Source organism: Streptomyces sp. WAC00040 (genome assembly GCF_056835925.1).
Window position 1 is genome coordinate 999682 of sequence record NZ_JAKQZE010000003.1, and the last position, 20127, is coordinate 1019808.

The 20127-nt window shown below is 72.7% G+C and carries 20 protein-coding genes; 8 read left to right on the forward strand and 12 right to left on the reverse strand.

The genetic code is table 11. The features are described 5' to 3' along the window. Positions 1-19: 19 nt before the first annotated feature. Positions 20-1756, reverse strand: a complete 1737-nt coding sequence (locus tag MDN94_RS30045; RefSeq protein WP_482728976.1) for an MFS transporter — start codon at positions 1754-1756, stop codon at positions 20-22. Positions 1757-2192: 436 nt separating this feature from the next. On the opposite strand from MDN94_RS30045, the gene MDN94_RS30050 reads away from it, so the two are divergent. Further along, positions 2193-3185 carry a phosphatase PAP2 family protein gene (locus MDN94_RS30050; protein WP_482728977.1) on the forward strand — a complete coding sequence of 331 codons (993 nt, stop codon included), beginning with the start codon at positions 2193-2195 and terminating at the stop codon, positions 3183-3185. A 110-nt stretch (positions 3186-3295) separates the two neighbouring features. Here the strand turns inward: MDN94_RS30050 and MDN94_RS30055 are convergent, their stop codons facing one another. From MDN94_RS30055 to MDN94_RS30080, 6 genes are all read right to left on the reverse strand, one after another. After that, positions 3296-3511, reverse strand: coding sequence for an I78 family peptidase inhibitor (locus MDN94_RS30055; RefSeq protein WP_482728978.1), 216 nt, complete (start codon positions 3509-3511; stop codon positions 3296-3298). Positions 3512-3771: 260 nt separating this feature from the next. Further along, a complete protein-coding gene (locus MDN94_RS30060; RefSeq protein WP_482728979.1) occupies positions 3772-4773 on the reverse strand; it encodes a helix-turn-helix transcriptional regulator in 1002 nt (333 codons plus the stop codon). Positions 4774-4849: 76 nt separating this feature from the next. Further along, the gene (locus MDN94_RS30065) at positions 4850-5662 is read right to left on the reverse strand and encodes a hypothetical protein (protein WP_482728980.1); all 813 of its coding nucleotides are present in this window, start codon (positions 5660-5662) and stop codon (positions 4850-4852) included. Further along, positions 5659-6945 (reverse strand): glycosyltransferase family 4 protein, encoded by a 1287-nt coding sequence (locus MDN94_RS30070; RefSeq protein WP_482728981.1) that lies wholly within the window; start codon positions 6943-6945, stop codon positions 5659-5661. The genes MDN94_RS30065 and MDN94_RS30070 overlap by 4 nt, the downstream gene beginning before the upstream one ends. A gap of 72 nt (positions 6946-7017) precedes the next feature. Continuing rightward, entirely contained in the window at positions 7018-8304 is a 1287-nt protein-coding gene (locus tag MDN94_RS30075; protein ID WP_482728982.1) for an ABC transporter substrate-binding protein, read from the reverse strand. After that, complete coding sequence (locus MDN94_RS30080; RefSeq protein WP_482728983.1) at positions 8279-8809, reverse strand: MTB12 C-terminal domain-containing protein; 531 nt, start codon at positions 8807-8809, stop codon at positions 8279-8281. The genes MDN94_RS30075 and MDN94_RS30080 overlap by 26 nt, the downstream gene beginning before the upstream one ends. A 73-nt stretch (positions 8810-8882) precedes the next feature. Here MDN94_RS30080 and MDN94_RS30085 point away from each other — a divergent pair, with 73 nt between their 5' ends. From MDN94_RS30085 to MDN94_RS30105, 5 genes are all read left to right on the forward strand, one after another. Then, positions 8883-9350 carry a hypothetical protein gene (locus MDN94_RS30085; protein ID WP_482728984.1) on the forward strand — a complete coding sequence of 156 codons (468 nt, stop codon included), beginning with the start codon at positions 8883-8885 and terminating at the stop codon, positions 9348-9350. Then, positions 9338-11842, forward strand: coding sequence for an ABC transporter permease subunit (locus MDN94_RS30090; protein ID WP_482728985.1), 2505 nt, complete (start codon positions 9338-9340; stop codon positions 11840-11842). The genes MDN94_RS30085 and MDN94_RS30090 overlap by 13 nt, the downstream gene beginning before the upstream one ends. Further along, complete coding sequence (locus MDN94_RS30095) at positions 11839-12534, forward strand: ATP-binding cassette domain-containing protein (protein ID WP_482728986.1); 696 nt, start codon at positions 11839-11841, stop codon at positions 12532-12534. The genes MDN94_RS30090 and MDN94_RS30095 overlap by 4 nt, the downstream gene beginning before the upstream one ends. Before the next feature lie 140 nt (positions 12535-12674). Then, the gene (locus MDN94_RS30100; protein WP_482728987.1) at positions 12675-13454 is read left to right on the forward strand and encodes a hypothetical protein; all 780 of its coding nucleotides are present in this window, start codon (positions 12675-12677) and stop codon (positions 13452-13454) included. A gap of 259 nt (positions 13455-13713) precedes the next feature. Further along, on the forward strand, positions 13714-14040 hold the full coding sequence (locus MDN94_RS30105; RefSeq protein WP_482728988.1) for a hypothetical protein: 327 nt from the start codon (positions 13714-13716) through the stop codon (positions 14038-14040). Between the two features lie 74 nt (positions 14041-14114). Here MDN94_RS30105 and der read toward each other — a convergent pair whose 3' ends face one another. The 5 genes from der to aroH form a co-directional block, all read right to left on the reverse strand. Next, a complete protein-coding gene (der, locus tag MDN94_RS30110; protein WP_441266568.1) occupies positions 14115-15563 on the reverse strand; it encodes a ribosome biogenesis GTPase Der in 1449 nt (482 codons plus the stop codon). 63 nt (positions 15564-15626) lie between these two features. Then, positions 15627-16214 (reverse strand): lysophospholipid acyltransferase family protein, encoded by a 588-nt coding sequence (locus MDN94_RS30115; protein ID WP_482729122.1) that lies wholly within the window; start codon positions 16212-16214, stop codon positions 15627-15629. Between the two features lie 53 nt (positions 16215-16267). Continuing rightward, positions 16268-16978, reverse strand: a complete 711-nt coding sequence (gene cmk, locus MDN94_RS30120; RefSeq protein WP_482728989.1) for a (d)CMP kinase — start codon at positions 16976-16978, stop codon at positions 16268-16270. A 226-nt stretch (positions 16979-17204) separates the two neighbouring features. Further along, the gene (locus MDN94_RS30125; RefSeq protein WP_482728990.1) at positions 17205-18290 is read right to left on the reverse strand and encodes a prephenate dehydrogenase; all 1086 of its coding nucleotides are present in this window, start codon (positions 18288-18290) and stop codon (positions 17205-17207) included. Next, positions 18287-18649, reverse strand: a complete 363-nt coding sequence (gene aroH, locus MDN94_RS30130; protein ID WP_482728991.1) for a chorismate mutase — start codon at positions 18647-18649, stop codon at positions 18287-18289. Before aroH ends, MDN94_RS30125 begins: the two co-directional genes overlap by 4 nt. Before the next feature lie 293 nt (positions 18650-18942). On the opposite strand from aroH, the gene MDN94_RS30135 reads away from it, so the two are divergent. Together MDN94_RS30135 and MDN94_RS30140 are read left to right on the forward strand one after the other, a co-directional pair. Then, positions 18943-19386: a Rieske (2Fe-2S) protein gene (locus tag MDN94_RS30135; protein WP_482728992.1), complete on the forward strand. Its 444-nt coding sequence runs from the start codon at positions 18943-18945 to the stop codon at positions 19384-19386. A 44-nt stretch (positions 19387-19430) separates the two neighbouring features. Continuing rightward, the gene (locus tag MDN94_RS30140; protein ID WP_482728993.1) at positions 19431-20111 is read left to right on the forward strand and encodes a nucleotidyltransferase domain-containing protein; all 681 of its coding nucleotides are present in this window, start codon (positions 19431-19433) and stop codon (positions 20109-20111) included. Positions 20112-20127: the final 16 nt, after the last annotated feature.

Genomic DNA, 20127 nt, shown 5'->3' on the forward strand with positions numbered 1-20127 from the left:
CCTTGCCAGACGTTACGGGTCAGTGTGCCGTGCGTCCAGACCCAGCCGCCTCGGCGGGGGCGGGCCGTTTGGAAACCTGCGGCCTGCGGCCCGCGGGCACCCCGGCCCCGGCGCGCGGAACCACCGCGCCGGCGCTCCGGGCAGCGGAGGCGCCCGACTCACGCGTCGCGGGAAGCGACACCGGCTCGGCCTGCGCCGGCTGCGGGCACTTCTCCGAGGTACCGCACTCCATGATCCGCGGCAGCCGCAGCGCGGCGACCGCGCCGAGGAGCAGCAGTCCCGCGCTGACCACCAGCGTGATGTGCAGGCCTTGCACGAAGGAGTGACGGGCGGTGGATCGCAGCAGTTCCCCCGCCGGGCCGCCGAGGCGGTCGGCCACCTGATAGGCCTCGCCGAGCGAATGCGCCGCCGCCGAGCTCGCGGACGCCGGGACGCCGGACAGCGAGGCGACCGCGGGAGCGTACGCGGCGTTCATCACGCTGCCGAGCAGGGCGATGCCCATGCCGGCGCCGAGCTGGTACGAGGTCTCGCCTATCGCGGCCGCGCCGCCCGCCTGGTCGGCCGGTGCCTCACTGAGCATCGATTCGTACGCGCCGAACAGCGTCGTCTGGAGCCCGAAGCCGAGCAGGACGAACGCGCCGGTCAGAAGCCAAGGGCGGTCGTGCTGGCCCATCACGGTCAGCAGCAGCACCGCGGCGGCGGTCAGGGCGAATCCCCAGCCGACCATACGGCGGGGGCCGAGACGGTTCAGGGTGTGGGAGCCGGTGGCGCCCGCGGCCATGGCGGCGAAGGTCAGCGGCAGCAACCGCAGCCCGGTCTCCAGCGGGCCGAGCCCGAGGATCAGCTGGAGGTACTGGACGGCTATCAGTTCCAGACCCACCAGCGCCAGCATGGCGAGGACGATGCAGCCGACGGAGGTGGAAAAGGCGGCCCTGGCGAACATCCGCATGTCGACGAGCGGATGCCGGCGGCGTTTCTGCCGTCCCACGAAGAGCACCAGCAGTGCCGCGCCGAGGAGCAGCGGAACCATGGCACCCAGGTCCAGCGGACCGGCGCCCACCCCCAGCCGCTTCACCCCGAGGACGACGCCGAGCACTCCGGCCGCGGCCATCAGCGCGCCGAGCACGTCCCACGGGCCGCCCGCCCCACCCCTGGACTCGGGCAGCAGCCAGCGGCCGACGGGGAGGATCAGGGCCATCAGCGGGATGTTGATCAGGAAGACGGAGCCCCACCAGAAGTTCTCGACCAGGAAGCCGCCGAGTACGGGTCCGGTGGCGGCGCCCACCGCGGCGACCGCCGTCCATATGCCGATCGCGGTCGCCCGCTCCCGCCGGTCGGGGAAGACCGCCCGCAGGATCGACAGCGTCGCCGGCATGATCATCGCGCCGCCGACGCCGAGCAGGGCGCGGGCGCCTATCAGGATCTGCGGGTCGGGCGCGAAAGCGGCGACAGCGGAGGCGGCGCCGAAGATGCCGTACCCGAGCAGCAGCACCCGGCGTCTGCCGACCCGGTCGCCGAGCGTGCCGAACAGGATCAGCAGCGCCGCACAGACAAGGGGATAGGCGTCCACGATCCACAGCAGCTCGACGCCGCTCGGCCGCAGGTCCTCGGTGACCGCGGGCACCGCGACGTGCAGCACGGTCGCGTCGAGGGCGACGAGCAGCAGGCTGACGCAGAGGACGAAGAGGACGACCCAGCGATTGGCGCCGCCGCCGACGGAGCGCAGGCGTGCGCCGGCCGTGGGCGTCACGGACATGTACGTACCTCCCGGGTGATCCCTCGCGCTCGGCGGGCCGACCGGGACGGTGGTACGGGGGTGTCCCGACTGGGCGGCCCGGCGTCGACGGGCGAGCGAGTGGTCAGCGTACGCGAGTTCGCGCGCGGTGCGCGTGGTCGATCTCTCACCGGTCCCGGCGGGCCGGTGTGGCGTACGCCACTCGGCGTCGCCTCCGAGGGAAATCCCGCACTCCCTGAACGCCCCGGGAATTGCGCGCGCTGTCGCGGTGAACCAATGGCGACCTACGGAAGGAAGCGCTCCGAGAGGAGCGTCCGATAAATAGGGAACAAGGTCATCTGCTTTTCCTGGAGGTCCCAAAATGAAACTGGACCTGAGACAAACTCCACATCACATAGGCATCACGAAGAGAGTGGATCGACCGGACCACACACTCACTCGCTGTAACGTCGATTGCGTGCGTACCGACATCTTTGCCCGGCTGGACCGGGAGCCGGAACCGCCGAAGATAGAGATCCCGCGGATGACCCGCACGCGTCTCGCCCTCTTCGGCGGGACGTCGGCGTTCTATCTGGCCATCGTCGTCGCCGTGCTGGCGTCGACGCCGCTCGTGGCCCTCGACTGGAAGCTCATGCTCTTCCGGCCCTACGAGCAATGGCCGGAGCAGCACGCGTTTCTCGACTACTTCGTGACCCTCGGCCAGCGCGGCCCGACGGCCGTCATGGTCGCAGCATGGCTGGGCTGGCGCTCCTGGCGCCAGCACACCCTGCGGCCCCTGCTCACGCTCGGCGCGGCCCTGCTGCTGCTGAACGTCACCGTGGGCGCGGTCAAGATCGGGCTCGGCCGTCTCGGCCCTCACTACGCGACGCAGATCGGCTCCGCCGAACTCTTCGCCGGCGGCGATATATTTCCTTCCGGACACACCGCCAACGCGGTGGTGACCTGGGGAATCCTGGCCTATCTGGCCACCACTCCGAGGGCTCGGCGCTATCTGTCGGCGCTCTCGGCGGTGGTCTCCCTGGGCGTCGGCCTGACCACCGTGTATCTCAGCACGCACTGGCTGAGCGACGTGCTGCTGGGCTGGGCGGCGGGACTGCTGATCCTGCTCGGCCTGCCCTGGTGCGAGCCGCTGATCGCGCGCGCGGAGGCCTTCATCCTCGGTCTGCGCGAGCAGTGGCGCACGCGCCGGGCGTCCGCCCCCTCGCTGCCCGTCGCCTCGGGAGGACCGCGGCCCGCGGTGTTCCCGCAGCGTGGGACCGAGGCCGCTCCGGCGGACGGCACCGCACGCGAGCCGGTGGCCGGGGTCGGCCCCACGCCCGGCCGGCCCGCGGCGGGCACCAGGACGGCGACCCACGACCGGTCGCGGGCGCACGCGCGCTCGGAGCGGACACCGGTGACCCCGTCGGGCAGCAGGCGTCCACCGCGTTCGCGGCCCATGACGGGCGGTTGACGCACAGATCGGACACGGAAGATGTGTGGGCCCCGGTACTCGACGAGTACCGGGGCCCACACGTGTTCCATGTCCGTCGTTCACCCGTCGCCTGGGGGGAACGGGCCCGGTCAGCCCTTCCAGCAGCGGATCACCGAGCCGTCCTTCACCTCGAAGTTCAGCCGGCCCGCCAGGTACTCCATGGTGATGATCGAACCGGGCGGCAGCGCCCTGACGGTCGACCAGCCCCGCTCGCGGGCCTGCTGCTCGGCTGCCGCCGCGTCGAGGCCGACGTACGACTCGGGGCTGTCGTCGGGCTGTGCGGGAGGAGTCGGTATGGGTGCCATGCTCACCACCGTAGGCGGCAGCGGACGGTGACGGAAGCCGGGACGGCAATGACCCCAGCAGCCCCACATACCTCGGGGGTCACGCTTCTGTCACAGCTTCACGACACATGATCGCTTCGAACAGGTTCACCCGAACGGGCGTTTCGGGTGCGTTCATGTGTCATTCGGCACGCGCCTGCGGATCATGGCCAATTGCTTTCCATCGACGCATCGGATTCCGGCGAATTCTGGTCGGCAGGACATTTCTCAACGCGAGGAATTCACATTTCCTTTACAGAATCCTCCAGGCCTGCCGGCCCGTCCGTATCAAGGGCCCGCGAGAGCCGGTCACGGATCGCCCGGATGTGCCCGGTCAGTTCCGGCGGCTCGACCACCTCGAAGTCGACGCCCAGGAGCATCAGGTGGACCACCATCACATCCAGGCGCGCGGCCCCGGTCCGCAGCAGGCAGCGGCTGTCGTCCACCGCCTCCAGCACCCCGTCGGACGGGCCGATGGTCCCGGCCGCCTGCTCGGCGGAGGTGTGCAGCAGGACGACCGCGTGGGCGGCGTACGCGCCGATGGAGACGCCTTTGGAGACGTAGGCCGCGAGGTCGTCGGCCGGGGGCGTGCGCGGGGCGAAGCGGGGACCGTGCGGCGGCCTGGGGACGATCCGGTCGGCCCGGAACGTACGCCAGTCGCCCCGCTCCACGTCCCAGGCGACCAGGTACCAGCGGCGCTCCGTGCACACCAGGCGGTGCGGCTCGACGGTGCGGCGGGTGGCGGCGCCGCCGTGGTCGCGGTACTCGAAGCGCAGTCGCTCGCTGTCCCGGCAGGCGTTCGCCAGCTCGGTGAGCACACCGGGGTCGACGGTGGAACGCTGCTGTCCGCGCAGCATGGGAACGGTGAAGGCGTTGAGCGCGCTCACCCGCCGGCGCAGACGGTTCGGCAGCACCTGCTCCAGCTTGGCGAGCGCCCGTACGGAACTCTCGCCGATGCCCTCGATGCCCTGGCCCGCCGCCGTGCGCAGGCCGACGGCGACGGCGACGGCCTCCTCGTCGTCGAGCAGGAGCGGCGGCAGTTCGGCGCCCGCACCGAGCTGGTAGCCGCCGCCGGTGCCCGGGCTGGCGTTGACCGGATAGCCGAGCTCGCGCAGCCGGTCCACGTCCCTGCGGACCGTCCGGGGCGTGACACCGAGCCGGTCGGCCAGGTCGGCGCCGGACCATTCGCGGTGGGCCTGGAGCAGGGACAGCAGGCGCAGCAGTCGTGCCGAGGTCTCCAACATGCGACCGAGTCTCCCAGGGATCGCGGACAGCTTCTGTCCGCGATGATGAACTTCTCGGGCCGCCGCTGCGGGCGCTTCAGCCGGCCGGGGTGACGCGGACGCAGAGGTCGTTGTCGCCGGTGTAGCAGGGGGCGACGGTGTACCCGGCGATGCGTTGCTTCGGATAGACGAAGATCGACTTCTTGTCCCAGACGTCGTCCAGGATGCGGGAGATCCGCATCGGAGCCGCTCCCGCGACCGGCCGCAGCCAGAGCTCCCACAGCCGTTCCTTGCCGGCGCCGGCGTCCTCGGCGCCCGCGGCCAGCGGCCCGTACGGCAGCGTGAAACCGAACGCACGGCCCTCGCCGGCGACGGGGACCTCGTGCGTCCGCTCCCCCGCCCGGAGCCGGGCCTGCGCCCGCGCGCCCTCGCCCAGCTCCGCCCCGTACAGCACGCCTGTCACGGACATGGCGCCCTGCTCGACGGCGAAGGCGAGCTCGCCGGCCTCGGCGTGCGGTGCCCGCCGCCAGCAGCGCACCGCGAGCCGGCCGTCGGCGGTCGGGTACGGGAGGTGTACGGCGACCGGGCCGGAAGCCGGCGCCCGGTCCACGAGGACCCGCAGGTCGCGGATGCCGGGCTGCACGGCCTGCCCCCTCTCCGTGTACGCGTCCCAGCGGCCCTCGGCGAGCTCCGCCGTGGCGGGCAGCACGGCCCGTGCGGCGGCGCGGTCGCCGAGTGGTGTCAGCTGCAGCCGCAGCTCGTCCGCGGGGCTCTTGCCGCCGCGCCGTCTCAGGACGAGGACCGCGCCAAATGCCGCCGGCCCGGAGACGTCGAAGGTGATGCCGCCGTCGCTCGCGGCGAGGCAGTCGGCGCGCGGCGCCGGGTGCTCCTCGGCCGTCGGGGTGGTCATCCGCTCTTCCTCCCCCTGCGGATCAGGTCCGCGGCAACGTAACGCAGTGCGTAGGCCCCGTCGTACAGCGAGCTCCGCGCCCGGTGCAGCGCCTCGCGCAGCGCGCTGCGCGAGCGTCCCCCCTCACCGTGGGCGACGAGCTGGGTGAACAGCGCCTCGTGGCGCTCCGCGATCGGCGCGGGGTCGAACCGTGCGGAGGACACCAGCGCGGCGCGGCCCGCGCTCCGGCGCAGTTCGTCGTCGCCGATCAGTCGGAGCAGCGCGTCGGCGATCGCGTCCACGTCGCCGACCGGGACCAGCAGGCCGTCGGCGCCGTCGTCGATGATCTCGCGGGGTCCGTGCGGGCAGTCGGTGGAGACGACGGGCAGGCCGCAGCGCATCGCCTCGACGATCGTCATGCCGAACGACTCCAGGCTGGAGGTCACGGCGGCGACAGAGCCCTTGACCCACTCCGGCTCCAGCGGGCTGGCGGGGCCCATGAGAAAGACGTGGTTGTGGAGGCCGCGTTCCTCGATGAGGTCGCGCAGCGCCTGCTTCTCGTTGCCGGTCGCGTCACCGCTGCCGTAGATCCGCAGCCGCCAGTCGGGGCGGGCCGCGACCACCTTGGAGAAGGCCTTGATCAGCAGGTCGTAGCGTTTGACCCGGGTGAGGCGCCCCGCCGCGACGACCCACTTGGCGGTGCAGTCGGCTGGGGCGACGCCCGGGGCCGGCACGCTGTTCGGCACGGCCTCGATACGTACGCCGGGCAGCTTGAGCCGCTCCCGGTAGGCGCGGGCATCTGCCTCCGTGACGGTGGTGACGGCGTCGAGCAGAGCGTAGCGGTGGCCGATCTCACGGCGCAGGCGGTATCCGTGGCTGTCGAGCGTCAGATGTTCCTGGCCGACGCGCAGGACGCCGCGGCGGGCCTGTCGGGCGATGTGGACGTTGAGGCCGGGCCTGGTGCCGACGACGACGTCCGCGTCGAGGGTGGCCAGGTGGGCGGCGATCCGGATGTCGGTGAGGCGGCTGTACTGCCGGTGCCGGCCGTCGCCGCGGGGAAAGACCTTCGCGGGAAGCCGGGCGAGCGGGTCGTCCCCGTCGTAGCCGGGGCTCTTCTTCCGCAGGTCGACCAGGTGCTTCATGGTCACACCGGCAGGGGCGCCCATGGACGGCTGGTCGCGGTGGCGGAAGACGGAGACGATCTCCACGTCGTGCCGTTCCGCGAGCGCGCAGGCGAGGTTGAACGTCGTACGGATCGTCCCGCCGATGCCGTAGGCGTTGTGGAGCAGAAATGAGATGCGCATGGCGCTCCCGCGTCCCCCCTGGTCGCGCGAATGCCCTCCTGGTCAGGAGGTCTGACCCAAGACTTTAACCGCCTATTGGGGGTGGTACGGGATCTGCGGGACGTCGTAGCAGTTCCCGTCCATGTCGCCACCCTGGGTGACCCAGCCACGGCCGTCCTGCCAGCGCGCGACGGACAGGCAGGCCCGTCGCGAGGCGGGCGGTTCGTCGAGGGGCCGGAAGGAGACGGGAAGCAGAAGTCCGCGCGCGGTGTACGGCTCGGGGCGGTTCAGATAGCGCTCGACGCATGCCCTGGTGAGGTCGCCGGCACACGCCTTGGCCGCGTCGGTGAACCACATCGCCGCCGCCCAGCCCTCGAGCTGCCACTGGGACAGCTCCTTTCCCCGCATGGCCCGCCGGAACTCACGTACCGCCGGGTGGCCGGTGTCCTCGTAGTTGCGGCTCGAGCCGGTCACCCACAGGGCGTTGCGGCAGCCCGGGGCGTCCTTGTACTCACGAGGGACGGCGGAGTTCCAGTTCTGCACGTTGGTGACCTTGGCGGTCACGCGGGTGCCGACCTCGTCCATCGCCTCGCACAGCTGCGCGTTGCCGTGCGCGTCCAGGGCATCGAACACCAGGTCGGCCCCGCTGCGTCCGATGTCGGCGGCCACGGCCCGGAAGTTGGGCAGTGCGAAGTCGAGCTGTTCGGACACCACGCGGTAGCCCTCTGCCTCGAGGCCCCGGGTGATCAGCCGCGCGTAGGCGGCTGACGACGCCTGGTTGTAGGAGACGACGGCGGCGGTCCGGGCGCCTTCGGCGCGCTTGAACCAGCGGTAGACCTCGGTGCCGCCGTACAGGACACCGTCCCAGCCCGGCTCGCCGCCGGTACGCGGCGCCTGGCTGCCGTAGATGCCGTAGAGGTGCGGATAGGTGTCATAGGCGGGGCCGATCGGCTGACCGCCGATGTCTGGGACGCCGGCACGGGACACCCGGGGCGCGGCGGCGTAGTCGAGGACGGTGGTGGCGACGAGGGCGAAGACCTTCTTCTCATCGACCAGGCGGTGCACGCACTCGTTGTTGCCCGCGCCGCTGCCCCCGTCGTCGCAGGTGATCACCTCGACGCGGCGGCCGTCGAGGCCGCCGCGTGCGTTGAGCGCGTCGAAATAGGCGTGGGCTCCCTGTCCCGGCCCGTCGAACGCGGCGCCCCCGACCGGGCTCGTGGCGCTGGTGATGACACCGACGCGGACGGGCTCACGGGCGCTTTCGCCCGGCGCCCGTGAGCTTTCGAAGGCGCCCTCGGGCAGCCTGCTGCCGCACGCCGTCGCCACGGTGAGGAGCGCCGCGACGAGCAGCGCCTCAGCAGCCCGGAACAGCGCCGGCATTCGGGCTGAGCTCCACCAGGGCGCACAGCGCCTTCTGGGACACCTTCCAGGTGTCGCCCTCGAGGACGGCCGTGCCCTTGGCGTCCGGCAGGGCCGTATTGCCGTCGACCATGAGGTTGTAGGTCACGGTCGCCCGCGTGGGCGAGGTGAACTGGACGCCGGTCACCTCCGCGGACACCCGGGCGGCGTTCTTGTCATTGCCGAAGGCTGCGAGGACGGGACGCAGCGCCTCGCCGTTCTCGAGGAGCTTCACCTTCTCGTCCGTCGGCACGGAGGGGTCGAAGAAGTCCGTCCAGTTCTTCTTGATCTGCTCCTCGGCCGCCGCCGGGTCGGCGGGTTCCGCACCGTCAGTAGGGCTCTCGGGAGTGGCTGCTGTCGTCGGGGGCGACGTCGCCGGCTGGGAGCCTCCGTCACCGTCGTCCCCGCATGCGGCGGCGAGTGGTCCGAGGACCAGAACCGCTGCGGCGGCCCAGGCCGCGGGTCGGGAGTTCCTTGTGCTGAACATGTCGCTCACCACCCGTATCTCGGCTTCCAGCGTCCGACGGTTCGGGGCATAGTGCAAGAAAGGAGGCGTTTCGATGCCGACGTCCCGATTGCTGTGGTGGGGTGGGCTCGCCGCTGTGGCCTGCGGTGCCGTGCTCTGCGTCGTCGGCTGGTACGGCGTCTCCGGCGAGCCGGTGGCCGAGCGGCAGCTGCCCTATCTCGCGTCCGCCACCGTGCCGGGGGCGGCGCTCCTGGTCGCTGGTGCGGTCCTGATCGCGGCCGGAGCCGTGCGGACGGGGAGAGTCCGGTCAGAAGGCGGCCCGGCGCGGCCCGATGACGGTCCGTCGGACGACGGCGGATCAGGATCGGCCCGCGCCGATGCGGCCCGGTTGCCGGTCCCCGTGCGGGACGGACCCTCGTCGAACGGACCTCCGCTGCGAGTCCCGGGCGGCACGCTGGCGCACCGGCCCGACTGCCCCCTCGTCGCAGGCAAACCCGAGGCCCTGCCGGCCGGCGACGCGGAACTCGACCCCTGTCCGGTGTGCGAGCCGTGGCGAGCCTGACGTACGACCTCACCCTCGCGGGGCTCGCCGTCGGCAGCGCCGCCGCACTGACCGGCATCGGACTGATCGTCACCTACCGGGCGACCGGCGTGCTGAATCTCGCGCACGGGGCGATCGCCATGGTGTGCGCCTATGTGATGCGGCAGTTCGCCGTGGAGTGGGACTGGCCGGTACCGCTCGCCGCCATGGTGACGCTGCTCGTGGTCGCCCCCGGGATCGGTCTGCTGCTGGAGCGGCTCGTCTTCCGGCCGCTTTCGGTGCCCTCCCCCGACCCGGCCCGGACGCTGGTCGCCTCGATCGGCGTCTTCGTGCTGCTGGTGGGTGCGGCGGCGCTGCTGTGGGGAGAGGGGGCCAGGGCCGACGCGCCCGTGCTGCTGCCGGACAGCCCATGGGTGCAGCTGTCGGCTGTCGTCCTGCTGGCCTCGCTGGTGACGGCGGTGACCCGGTGGACCCGGTTCGGCAGGGAGCTGCGCGCCGTCGTCGACAACCGCGCGCTCGCGGCGCTCGGCGGCATCGACTCGGACCGGGTGGCGGCCGCGGGATGGGCGTTCGGGTCGTTCACCGCGGGGCTGACGGGCATACTGCTCGCTCCGTACGTACGGCTCGACCCGTACGGGATGCCGCTGCTGGTCGTCGAGGTGATCGCGGTCGCGGTCGTCGCACGGATGTGGAGCCTGCCCGTCGCGATCGGTGCGGCACTGGCCATCGGGGTGGCCCAGGCGCAGATGGCGCGACTGCACCTGTCCGGCTGGGCGGAGCCTCTGGTCCAGGCCGTGGAGGCGAACCTGTTCGTGGTGGCGCTGCTGATCGCCGCCCTGGTGCTGCCCGGGTTCGGCGGTGCGACGACGTGGGCCACGGCCGTACGGGTCCCGCGGCCCGTGTGGGTGATCGCCGGGATCCTTCTCCTGCTGCCGCTCGGTTTCGCCGGCACGGACCTGCAGACAGCGGTCCGGGTGCCTGCCCTGGCGGTGGTGCTGCTGTCCCTGGTGGTGGTCACCGGGCGCGGCGGGCAGATCTCGCTGGGGCAGGCCGCGTACGCGGGTCTCGGGGCACTGTTCACCGCGCTCCTGGCGGCGGGGCGGTTCCCCGGCTTCCCCGAGCTGCCCGAGCTGGTGGCGCTCGCCGCCGCCGTGGTACTGGTCGCCCCGCTCGGGCTGCTCACCGGATGGCCGGCGATCCGCCGGCACGGGCTCGCTCCGGCGCTGGTCACACTTGCCGTCGGGGTGGCGGTGAGCCGGTTCGTCTTCGCCCAGCCGTACGCGACGGCGGGCCTCACGGTGTCGCGGCCCCGGGCGCTGGGACCGGACCGCGCGTACTACGTGGTGGAACTCGCGGTGCTGGCCTGTGCGCTGCTCGCGGTCGCGGCGCTGCGCCGTGGCCGCACGGGGCGGGCCCTCGCGGCGCTGCGCGACCACGAGGAGGGCGCGCAGGCGGCGGGCGTCGCGGTACCGGCGCTGAAGCTCTTCGCCTTCTCGTCCGGCGCGGCGCTGGCCGCGCTGGGCGGCGGACTGCTGGCGATGGGTGTGCGGGCGTTCGATCCGGCGGCGTTCGATCCGGTGCGTGGTCTGCTCTGGTTCGCGGCGGTGTTCGTGCTGGGCGCGGACAACCTCCTCGCGCCGCTGCCGGCTGCCGCACTGCTCGTCGCGCTGGACGCGGGGACGCGGGGCGGGGTCGCGGCCGTGGTGATCGGTCTCCTGGCCGTCCTGGTGGGCCGCGGCCGCCTGGGCCTGTGGGCTGCGAGGCCCGCCCGTGACCGGCCTCGCGCGGGGAACGTCGCGGCGCGGGCAGGAGCCGAAGGTTTTGCCGGGGGCCCAGCGCCGCCGGTCCGCAGGGCACCGGGGCCGGCCGCGGGAGGGCTCAGCGCGGAGGGGCTGCGGGTCGCGTACCAGGGGCGCGTCGTCGTCGACGGGGTGGACCTCGTCGTGGCGCCCGGCCGGATCACCGCGCTCGTCGGGGGCAACGGTGCGGGGAAGAGCACCCTGTTCCACTGCCTGTGCGGGTCGCTCCGGCCGGAGGCAGGGCGGGTGCGGCTCGGTGGGGCCGACATCACCCGACGGTCCGCGCACGCCCGGACCCGGCTGGGGATCGCGAGGACGTTCCAGCAGCTCGCCGTCTTCCCCTCGCTGACCATCGAGGAGAACGTGCGCGTCGGAGCCGAGCAGGGCCGGCACCGGGACACGTCCGCCGTCGAGCCCGTACTGCGGCTGCTCGGCCTGGACGGGCCCGTGCGGCGGCTCCCCGCCGCCGGACTGCCCACCGGTGTGCTGCGCCGGGCCGAGCTCGGACGGGCGCTCGCCACGCGGCCCCACACGCTGCTGCTGGACGAGCCGACGGCCGGCCTCGACACCGCGGAGACGGAGGCGCTCGCCCGTATCCTCCGGGCCCTGGCCGCGGACGGGACCGCCGTTCTCGTCGTCGAACACGATCTCGGCTTCGTCTCCGGCCTCGCCCGCACCGTGCACGTCATGGAAGCGGGGCGGCTCGTGCGATGACCCTCGCCATGGAACTGCGCGACGTACGGGTGCGGTACGGCCCGCTGGAGGCACTGCACGGCGTACGGCTACCTGTACCGGCCGGGGCGCTGACGGTCCTCCTCGGCCGTAACGGCTCCGGCCGTACGACTGTGCTGCGGGCGCTCGCAGGGACGGTGCTCCCGGCGGCCGGGTCCGTGCTGCTGCACGGGCGGGACGTGAGCCGGCTGCACGCGCAGAAGCGGGCACGCCTCGGTGTGCGCTTCGTGCCCGACGTCGGCGCGGTGCACGGCAGCCTCACCGTCGCGGAGAATCTCGAACTCGCCTGCGCGGGAGGTGATGTCGACCGCGCCCTGGACGGCTTCCCGGAGCTCCGCCCGCTGCTCGGCCGCACCGCGGGCACCCTGTCAGGCGGTGAGCAGCGGATGCTCGCCGTCTCCCGGGCCCTGCTTGCGCCCGCCTGTGTCGTCCTGCTCGACGAGCCCGCGCAGGGCATGGCCCCCGCGGTGGCGGCCCGTGCCTACCGGCTGCTGCGCGGGCTCGATGCCGCGGTCGTCGTCGCCGAGCAGCGGCTCCCGCAGTACCTGACGCGGGGGCCCAAAGCCCCTGTGGTCGTGCACGAACTGCGCCGCGGCTTCGTCGTCTTCAGCGGCGAGCCCGGCGAACTCGCCCCGGCCGGAACCGGCCCGTCAGCCGCTCCCGGCCTGCCGTGACCGCGGGGGCCTGTGGGCCGACGTGACACGGCGCGGTTCGATTCGTTGCCGTTTCACGCGTGACCCCCGCGACTGGTCGCACGTTGAACCTTCGTGCCGGGACCCGCCCGGCACACCTGATCAAGTCCGAGGAGCCACCCGTGCCGCGCATGCTCGACGTCAGCGAGGACGTACGCGCCGAGATCGGCGACGAAGAAGCCGACCGGCTGCTCGCCGGCCTGAACGCCCCGGGCAGCTACGACTGCACCTCCTGCCGCACCCCGGGCGATTCCGACCAGGAGCGGACCAGCACCGTGCTGTTCGTGGGCGACGATACGGCCGTGCTCGCCTTCGCCCACGCCACTTGCATCCCCTCACAGGTGGTGCAGGTGGCGGAGGACCAGCTCCAGGGCGCCGTCCGCTCCATCACCGGCGAGGAGCCGCACATCCAGGGCGCGGCTCCGCAGCAGGCGGTGCTCGGTGTCACCAGCGGCCTCATCCTCCTCGACGGGGACGTGCACCCCGCCCTCGTCGTGGAGCCGACCGCGCCGATCGCCCGCCCCGGCACCATGGGCCACGGCGGCGACGACTTCCTGCCGCTCCTGATCGAGCAGGGTTTCCTGCCCGTCGGGGACGTGAACCGGCGCCCGTCCCAGCTGCCCGGCTGGTCGGTCCTGATCGCCATGGGGCAGCTGCACGCCGTGCTCCAGCCCGGTACCGGCGGTGGCAGCCCGGTCGCCTGGTGGCAGGCGCACCAGCCGCTCCAGGTCACCGAGGGCTGGCGGACGGCCGCCAACAAGACGAACACGGTCCTGGTCTACGCCGCCCCGGTCGGCTCGATCGGCCAGCAGCCCCGGGAGGACCTGCTGCGGGACGCGCTGGAGAAGGCGGCGGCCAACGGCCGTCTGGTCGCCGCGGCGATGCCGCTCGCCGGCACCTGAGCCGCCCCGACGCCGCCCGGATCCGGTCCGCCGGCGCCAGGGACCACAGCGTGCCGCCGACCGGCCCGGCGGGCACAGACGTACGCCGGGGCCACTCTCCTGCCCCGGCGTACGTCCGCGCGCGCCGGCCGGCGGCTCGTACCGTCCCCCGGAAGAATGCAGCTCGCCGCAGCCCGCATCCGTGGGACTGCGGCGTCGTTGCAGGTACGTGCACTCATACGACCCCTCCCCCCAGCCCTTCCAGAGCCAGATCCCTTCCATGCGCCCCGCGCGCGACGGTTCGCCGGGCCGCTCGGCCACGCCGATCTACGACGCGCTGTACTCCGAGTACCTCAGGGCGTTCAAGACGCTGCCGGGTGACCGCAGCGGGGAGGAGGATCTGGACTTCAAGGGGTTCGGGGCGGGGCTCCACGGCGTCCGCGGCGGCTTCCTCGGCTACGGGAGCCATACGAGCCACACAGGGCACACGAGCGGCCACTCCGGCTACTCCACCGGTCAGCAGGGCGGCAGGCACTCGCACCAGACCGGTCGGCACGCGGTCCACCAGCCCGCGGCGCTGCCCCCCACTCCCCGCAAGGGATCCTGACCGGCCGTCAGCGAACGCCGCTGCCCCCGGATCGTGTTCACGATCCGGGGGCAGCGGCGTCGATGCCTCGTCGGCTACTTCTTGCGGCCGCGCTTCTCCCGCACCCGCACCGAGATGTGGATCGGGGTGCCCTCGAAGCCGAACTCCTCACGCAGCCGGCGCTCGACGAAGCGGCGGTAGCCGTGCTCGAGGAAGCCGGACGCGAACAGCACGAACCGCGGCGGCTTGGTGCCGGCCTGCGTGCCGAACAGGATGCGCGGCTGCTTGCCGCCCCGGATCGGGTGCGGATGCGCGGCGACGATCTCGCCGAGGAACGCGTTCAGCCGGCCTGTCGGGACACGTGTCTCCCAGCCCGCCAGCGCCGTCTCGATCGCCGGGACCAGCTTCTCCATGTGGCGGCCGGTGAGCGCGGAGACGTTCACCCGGGGCGCCCAGGCGACCTGCTGCATCTCGGTCTCGATCTCGCGCTCGAGGTAGTAGCGGCGCTCCTCGTCGAGGTCGTCCCACTTGTTGTAGGCGACGACGATGGCGCGACCGGCCTCGACGGCCATGGTGATGATGCGCTGGTCCTGGACGCTGATGGTGTCCGTCGCGTCGATCAGGATGACCGCGACCTCCGCCTTCTCGACGGCGGCGGCCGTGCGCAGCGAGGCGTAGTAGTCGGCGCCCTGCTGGAGGTGGACGCGCTTGCGGATACCGGCGGTGTCGACGAACTTCCAGGTCACGCCGCCGAGTTCGATGAGCTCGTCGACCGGGTCGCGAGTGGTGCCCGCGAGCTCGTTGACGACGACCCGCTCCTCGCGGGCGACCTTGTTGAGCAGCGACGACTTGCCGACGTTCGGACGGCCGATCAGGGCGATCCGGCGCGGACCGCCGACGGCGGTGCCGAAGGTCTGGGCCGGCGCCTCCGGCAGCGCCTCGAGGACGGCGTCGAGCATGTCGCCCGTACCGCGGCCGTGCAGCGAGGAGACCGGGTGCGGCTGGCCGAGGCCGAGGGACCACAGGGCCGTCGCATCGGCCTCGCCGCTGGGACCGTCGACCTTGTTGGCGCAGAGCACGACGGGCTTGCCGGCCCGGCGGAGCAGCTTGACGACCGCCTCGTCGGTGTCGGTCGCGCCGACCGTCGAGTCGACGACGAAGACGACCGCGTCGGCGGCCTCGATGGCGTACTCGGCCTGGGCGGCGACGGAGGCGTCGATGCCGAGGACGTCCTGCTCCCAGCCGCCGGTGTCGACGACCTTGAAGCGGCGGCCGGCCCACTCGGCCTCGTAGGTGACGCGGTCGCGGGTGACGCCGGGCTTGTCCTCGACGACCGCCTCGCGGCGGCCGATGATGCGGTTCACCAGGGTCGACTTGCCGACGTTCGGGCGGCCGACGACGGCGAGGACGGGCAGCGGGCCGTGCCCGGCCTCCTCGATCGCGCCCTCGACGTCCTCGACGTCGAAGCCCTCTTCCGCGGCGAGCTCCATGAACTCCGCGTACTCGGCGTCGCCGAGCGCTCCGTGGTCGTGCTGGTCGTTCATGAAGTCCGTTCCTCGTTCGTCACTGGACCGTGTCAGTCGCGCGGCCCATTACTCAAGTCTGTCCTAGCGCCCGGTGAGGCGCTTCGCGTCCGCCAGGTGGGCGGTCAGGTGCTCCTGGATGCGCACCGTCGCCTCGTCGAGCGCCTTGCGCGTACGGCGTCCGCTGCCGTCGCCGGCCTCGAACGCGTCGCCGAAGACGACGTCCACCTTGCTGCGCAGCGGAGGCAGCCCCTTCATCAACCGTCCGCGGCGCTCGGTGCTTCCCAGCACCGCGACCGGGACGATCGGGGCGCCGCTGCGCACAGCGAAGTAAGCCAGCCCGGCACGCAGGGAAGCGAAGTCGCCCTCACCGCGGGTGCCCTCGGGGAAGATCCCGAGGACGCCGTCGTTGTCCAGCACGCCGAGCGCCGCCGTTATGGCGGTGCGGTCGGCGGTCGTACGGTCCACCTTGACCTGTCCGATCCCGATGAGGAACGGGTCCAGGGGGCCGACGAACGCCTCCTTCTTGATCAGGAAGTGCACGGGCCTGGGCGCGGTGCCCATCAGCATCGGCCCGTCGATGTTGTGCGAGTGGTTCACCGCGAGGATGACCGGCCCCGCTGCCGGCACCCGCCACGCGCCGAGGACGCGCGGCTTCCACAGCCCGTACATCAGCCCGATGCCGATGCCCCGTCCGACTGCCGCGCCCTTCTGTGAGGGAACGGTCACCGGGCGGCCTGCTTCCGCGTGCTGTCGGCCGCGCCCCGCTTCTCGTCGACAAGAGTGACGACGCACTCGATGACCTGCTGGAGCGTGAGGTCCGTGGTGTCGACCTCGACCGCGTCGTCCGCCTTGGCGAGCGGCGAGGTCTTACGGCTGGAGTCGGCCGCGTCCCGCCTGATCAGGGCTTCACGGGTGGCCGCGACGTCGGCGCCCTTGAGCTCGCCGCTGCGGCGGGCCGCCCTGGCCTCCGGCGACGCGGTCAGGAAGATCTTCAGATCGGCGTCGGGCAGGACGGTGGTGCCGATGTCACGGCCCTCGACGACGATTCCCTTTTCGGCGGCCTTGGCGATGGAACGCTGCAGCTCGGTGATCCGGGTGCGCACCTCGGGCACCGCGCTGACCGCGCTGACCTTGGCGGTGACGTCCTGCTCGCGGATCGGGCCGGAGGCGTCGAGGCCGTCGACGGTGATCGTCGGTGCCGACGGGTCGGTGCCGGACTCGATCACCGGCTTGCCGGAGGCGGTCGCGATCGCGGCGGGGTCGGACACGTCGACGCCGTTGCTGATCATCCACCAGGTGATCGCGCGGTACTGCGCGCCGGTGTCGAGGTAGCTCAGCCCCAGCGCGGAGGCGACGGCCTTGGAGGTGCTCGACTTGCCCGTGCCGGAGGGGCCATCGATGGCGACGATCACGGATTCCACGGTGTCGGACACCTTCCTGGTTCGTGGGAGTGGGCACGGCGGGAGTGCCGAGGGGCCCAGCACAAGGTTACCGAGTGCGGACGACCACTTCTGCACCCGTACGCCGGGGCCCCGGAGCGGCCCCTTGACACGGCCCCGGACGCTCCCCCGGCCGACCGCCCGGACCCGGCCGCGGCCGGGTCCTGCCACGGCTCCGTCCGCCTCCCGGCCGGCAAGCGCTCCGGGGGCCGCCGGTCGTCTACTGACGGATCGACCAGCCCCGTTCCCGCAGCGCGGCGGTGAGCAGCGGCGCCGCCGTGGGCTCGACCATCAGCTGGACGAGTCCGGCCTGCTGCCCGGTCGCGTGCTCGATGCGGACGTCCTCGATGTTGACGCCGGCGCGGCCGGTGTCGGCGAAGATGCGGGCCAGCTCACCCGGCTGGTCGCTGATCAGTACGGCGACGACCTCGTAGGCCGCCGGTGCCGTGCCGTGCTTGCCCGGCACCCGTACCCGGCCGGCGTTGCCGCGCCGCAGGACGTCTTCGATGCCCTCCGCGCCGTCCTGGCGCTTGGACTCGTCGGAGGACTGGAGGGACCTCAGTGCTCGGACCGTCTCGTCGAGGTCGGCCGCGACGCCGGCCAGGACGTCGGCCACCGGCCCGGGGTTCGCCGAGAGGATCTCCACCCACATCCGGGGGTCGGAGGCCGCGATCCGGGTCACGTCGCGGATGCCCTGTCCGCACAGCCGTACGGCGGTGTCGTCGGCGTCCTCGAGGCGCGCCGCGACCATGGAGGAGATCAGCTGCGGGGTGTGGGAGACGAGGGCGACCGCCTTGTCATGGGCGTCCGCGTCCATCACGACGGGCACGGCACGGCAGAGGGCGACCAGCTCGAGGGCGAGGTTGAGGACCTCGGTGTCCGTCTCCCGGGTGGGGGTCAGCACCCAGGGGCGGCCCTCGAAGAGGTCGGCGGTGGCGGCCAGCGGGCCGGAGCGTTCCTTGCCGGACATGGGATGGGTGCCGATGTAGGCGGACAGATCGACGCCCATCGCCTCGAGCTCCCGGCGGGGGCCTCCCTTGACGCTGGCCACGTCGAGGTAGCCGCGGGCCACGCCGGCGCGCATGGCATCGGCCAGCGTGGTGGCGACATGCGCCGGGGGCACGGCGACGACGGCGAGGTCGACGCGGCCCTCCGGGCGCTCGTCCGTGCCGGCTCCGAGCGCGGCGGCCGTGCGGGCACGCTCGGCGTCGTGGTCGACGAGGTGCACGGCGACGCCGCGTCCCGCGAGGGCCAGCGCGGCGGACGTGCCGATCAGTCCGGTTCCGATGACGAGCGCGGTTCTCACTGGGCGATGTCCTTGCGGAGGGCGGCGGCTGCGCCGAGGTAGACATGGGCGATCTTCGACCGGGGCAGGTCGGACTCGACGTGCGCGAGGATGCGGACGACGCGCGGCATGGCCCCGGCGATGTCGAGTTCCTGCGCGCAGATCAGCGGCACGTCGACGATGCCGAGCCCGCGCGCTGCGGCCGCGGGGAAGTCGCTGTGCAGGTCGGGCGTGGCGGTGAACCAGACGCTGATCAGATCGTCGACGGCCAGGCCGTTGCGCTCGAGGATGGCGGTGAGCAGCTCGCCGACCTGATCGCCCATGTGTCCGGCGTCGTCCCGTTCCAGTTGGACGGCTCCGCGGACCGCTCGTACCGCCACGTCGTGCTCCTTCGTTCCTACCTGCCGGTCCTGCCGGCCGGGTGCTCCGTTTCAGCGTAGTCAGCGCGCGGCGCGGCGGCCGCGGCGACCGCTCTGCGAGACACGGCGGACCGGACGGGACGCGGGCCGTCCGGTCCGCCGCCCTCCGGGACCGATCGGGTGTGGAGGCGCACACTGGGCCTGGGCCTGGGCCGCCGGGCGGACACGACTGCCCGGTTGCTTCTTCTCCCCCCGCTCCAAGGCCAGGATGCTCGTGGCCCCAGCGGTCGGGGTGACGAGCAGAGGAGAGTGTCATGGACACGAGCCGACGGACGGTTCTCGCGGTGGGCGCGGTGGGCGCGGCCGCGCTGGTGGCGGGATGCGGGAACGGAGACGGTGGGGAGGATCCGGCCACCTCGCCGCCGGACGCCACGCCCACGGAGCCCGGGCAGGACTCCCCCGCGCCCGGTGGCGAGGAGCTCGCGAGGACGGCGGACATCCCGGTAGGCGGCGGCAAGGTCTTCGCCGACGAGAAGATCGTGGTGACGCAGCCGGAGTCCGGCGACTTCAAGGCGTTCTCCGCGGTCTGCACCCATCAGGGCTGCACGGTCGCGAACGTCTCCGACGGAACCATCAACTGCCTGTGCCACGGGAGCAAGTTCGGGCTCGCGGACGCCTCCGTGGAGGCGGGCCCCGCCACGAAGCCCCTGCCGCAGGAGCGGATCACGGTCTCGGGGGACTCCATCCGGCGGGGCTAGGCCCGCTCCGGGCACGACCTGGCGCCTCGCGTAGCCTCTCGGGCATGACGCCGCTGACCCTCGTCCGCGACCACACGGTCTACTCCTGTGTCATGGGGTCGCGCGCCTTCGGGCTGGCCACCGACGACAGCGACACCGACCGGCGCGGCGTGTTCCTCGCGCCCACGCCGCTGTTCTGGGGCTTCGAGAAGCCGCCGACGCATGTCGAGGGACCGGCAGAGGAGCAGTTCTCCTGGGAGCTTGAGCGCTTCCTCGAACTGGCGCTGCGCGCCAACCCGAACGTGCTGGAATGCCTGAACTCCCCCATCGTCGAGCACGTCGACGAGACCGGTCGCGAACTGCTGTCCCTGCGCGAGGCGTTCCTGTCGCGCCGCGCCCACGAGACGTTCGTACGCTACGCGACGGGCCAGCGCAGGAAACTCGAGGCGGACGTGCGGCAGCACGGCGCACCGCGCTGGAAGCACGCCATGCACCTGCTGCGTCTGCTGGGCAGTTGCCGCGATCTGCTGCGCACGGGCGAGCTGGTGATCGACGTGGGTGCGGACCGCGAACGGCTGCTCGAGGTCAAACGGGGCGAGGTGCCGTGGGACCGGGTCGAGTCCTGGATGACCCACCTCGCCGCCGAGGCGGACACGGCCGCGAACACCTCCCCGCTCCCACCCGTCCCGGACCGGGCCCGGGTGGAGGACTTCCTGGTGCGGGTCCGGAGGACGTCGGCGGGCTGAGAGGTGACCGGCCGGG

Excerpts from the sequence above, each read along its gene's own strand:
- MDN94_RS30060 (WP_482728979.1), bottom strand. The coding sequence starts at position 4,773 with ATGTTGGAGACCTCGGCACGACTGCTGCGCCTGCTGTCCCTGCTCCAG.
- der (WP_441266568.1), bottom strand. The coding sequence starts at position 15,563 with ATGAACGACCAGCACGACCACGGAGCGCTCGGCGACGCCGAGTACGCG.
- MDN94_RS30055 (WP_482728978.1), bottom strand. The coding sequence starts at position 3,511 with ATGGCACCCATACCGACTCCTCCCGCACAGCCCGACGACAGCCCCGAG.
- MDN94_RS30140 (WP_482728993.1), top strand. The coding sequence starts at position 19,431 with ATGACGCCGCTGACCCTCGTCCGCGACCACACGGTCTACTCCTGTGTC.
- MDN94_RS30105 (WP_482728988.1), top strand. The coding sequence starts at position 13,714 with ATGCGCCCCGCGCGCGACGGTTCGCCGGGCCGCTCGGCCACGCCGATC.
- MDN94_RS30135 (WP_482728992.1), top strand. The coding sequence starts at position 18,943 with ATGGACACGAGCCGACGGACGGTTCTCGCGGTGGGCGCGGTGGGCGCG.
- MDN94_RS30115 (WP_482729122.1), bottom strand. The coding sequence starts at position 16,214 with ATGTACGGGCTGTGGAAGCCGCGCGTCCTCGGCGCGTGGCGGGTGCCG.
- MDN94_RS30045 (WP_482728976.1), bottom strand. The coding sequence starts at position 1,756 with ATGTCCGTGACGCCCACGGCCGGCGCACGCCTGCGCTCCGTCGGCGGC.
- MDN94_RS30075 (WP_482728982.1), bottom strand. The coding sequence starts at position 8,304 with ATGCCGGCGCTGTTCCGGGCTGCTGAGGCGCTGCTCGTCGCGGCGCTC.
- MDN94_RS30070 (WP_482728981.1), bottom strand. The coding sequence starts at position 6,945 with ATGCGCATCTCATTTCTGCTCCACAACGCCTACGGCATCGGCGGGACG.
- MDN94_RS30080 (WP_482728983.1), bottom strand. The coding sequence starts at position 8,809 with ATGTTCAGCACAAGGAACTCCCGACCCGCGGCCTGGGCCGCCGCAGCG.
- MDN94_RS30095 (WP_482728986.1), top strand. The coding sequence starts at position 11,839 with ATGACCCTCGCCATGGAACTGCGCGACGTACGGGTGCGGTACGGCCCG.
- MDN94_RS30065 (WP_482728980.1), bottom strand. The coding sequence starts at position 5,662 with ATGACCACCCCGACGGCCGAGGAGCACCCGGCGCCGCGCGCCGACTGC.
- MDN94_RS30085 (WP_482728984.1), top strand. The coding sequence starts at position 8,883 with ATGCCGACGTCCCGATTGCTGTGGTGGGGTGGGCTCGCCGCTGTGGCC.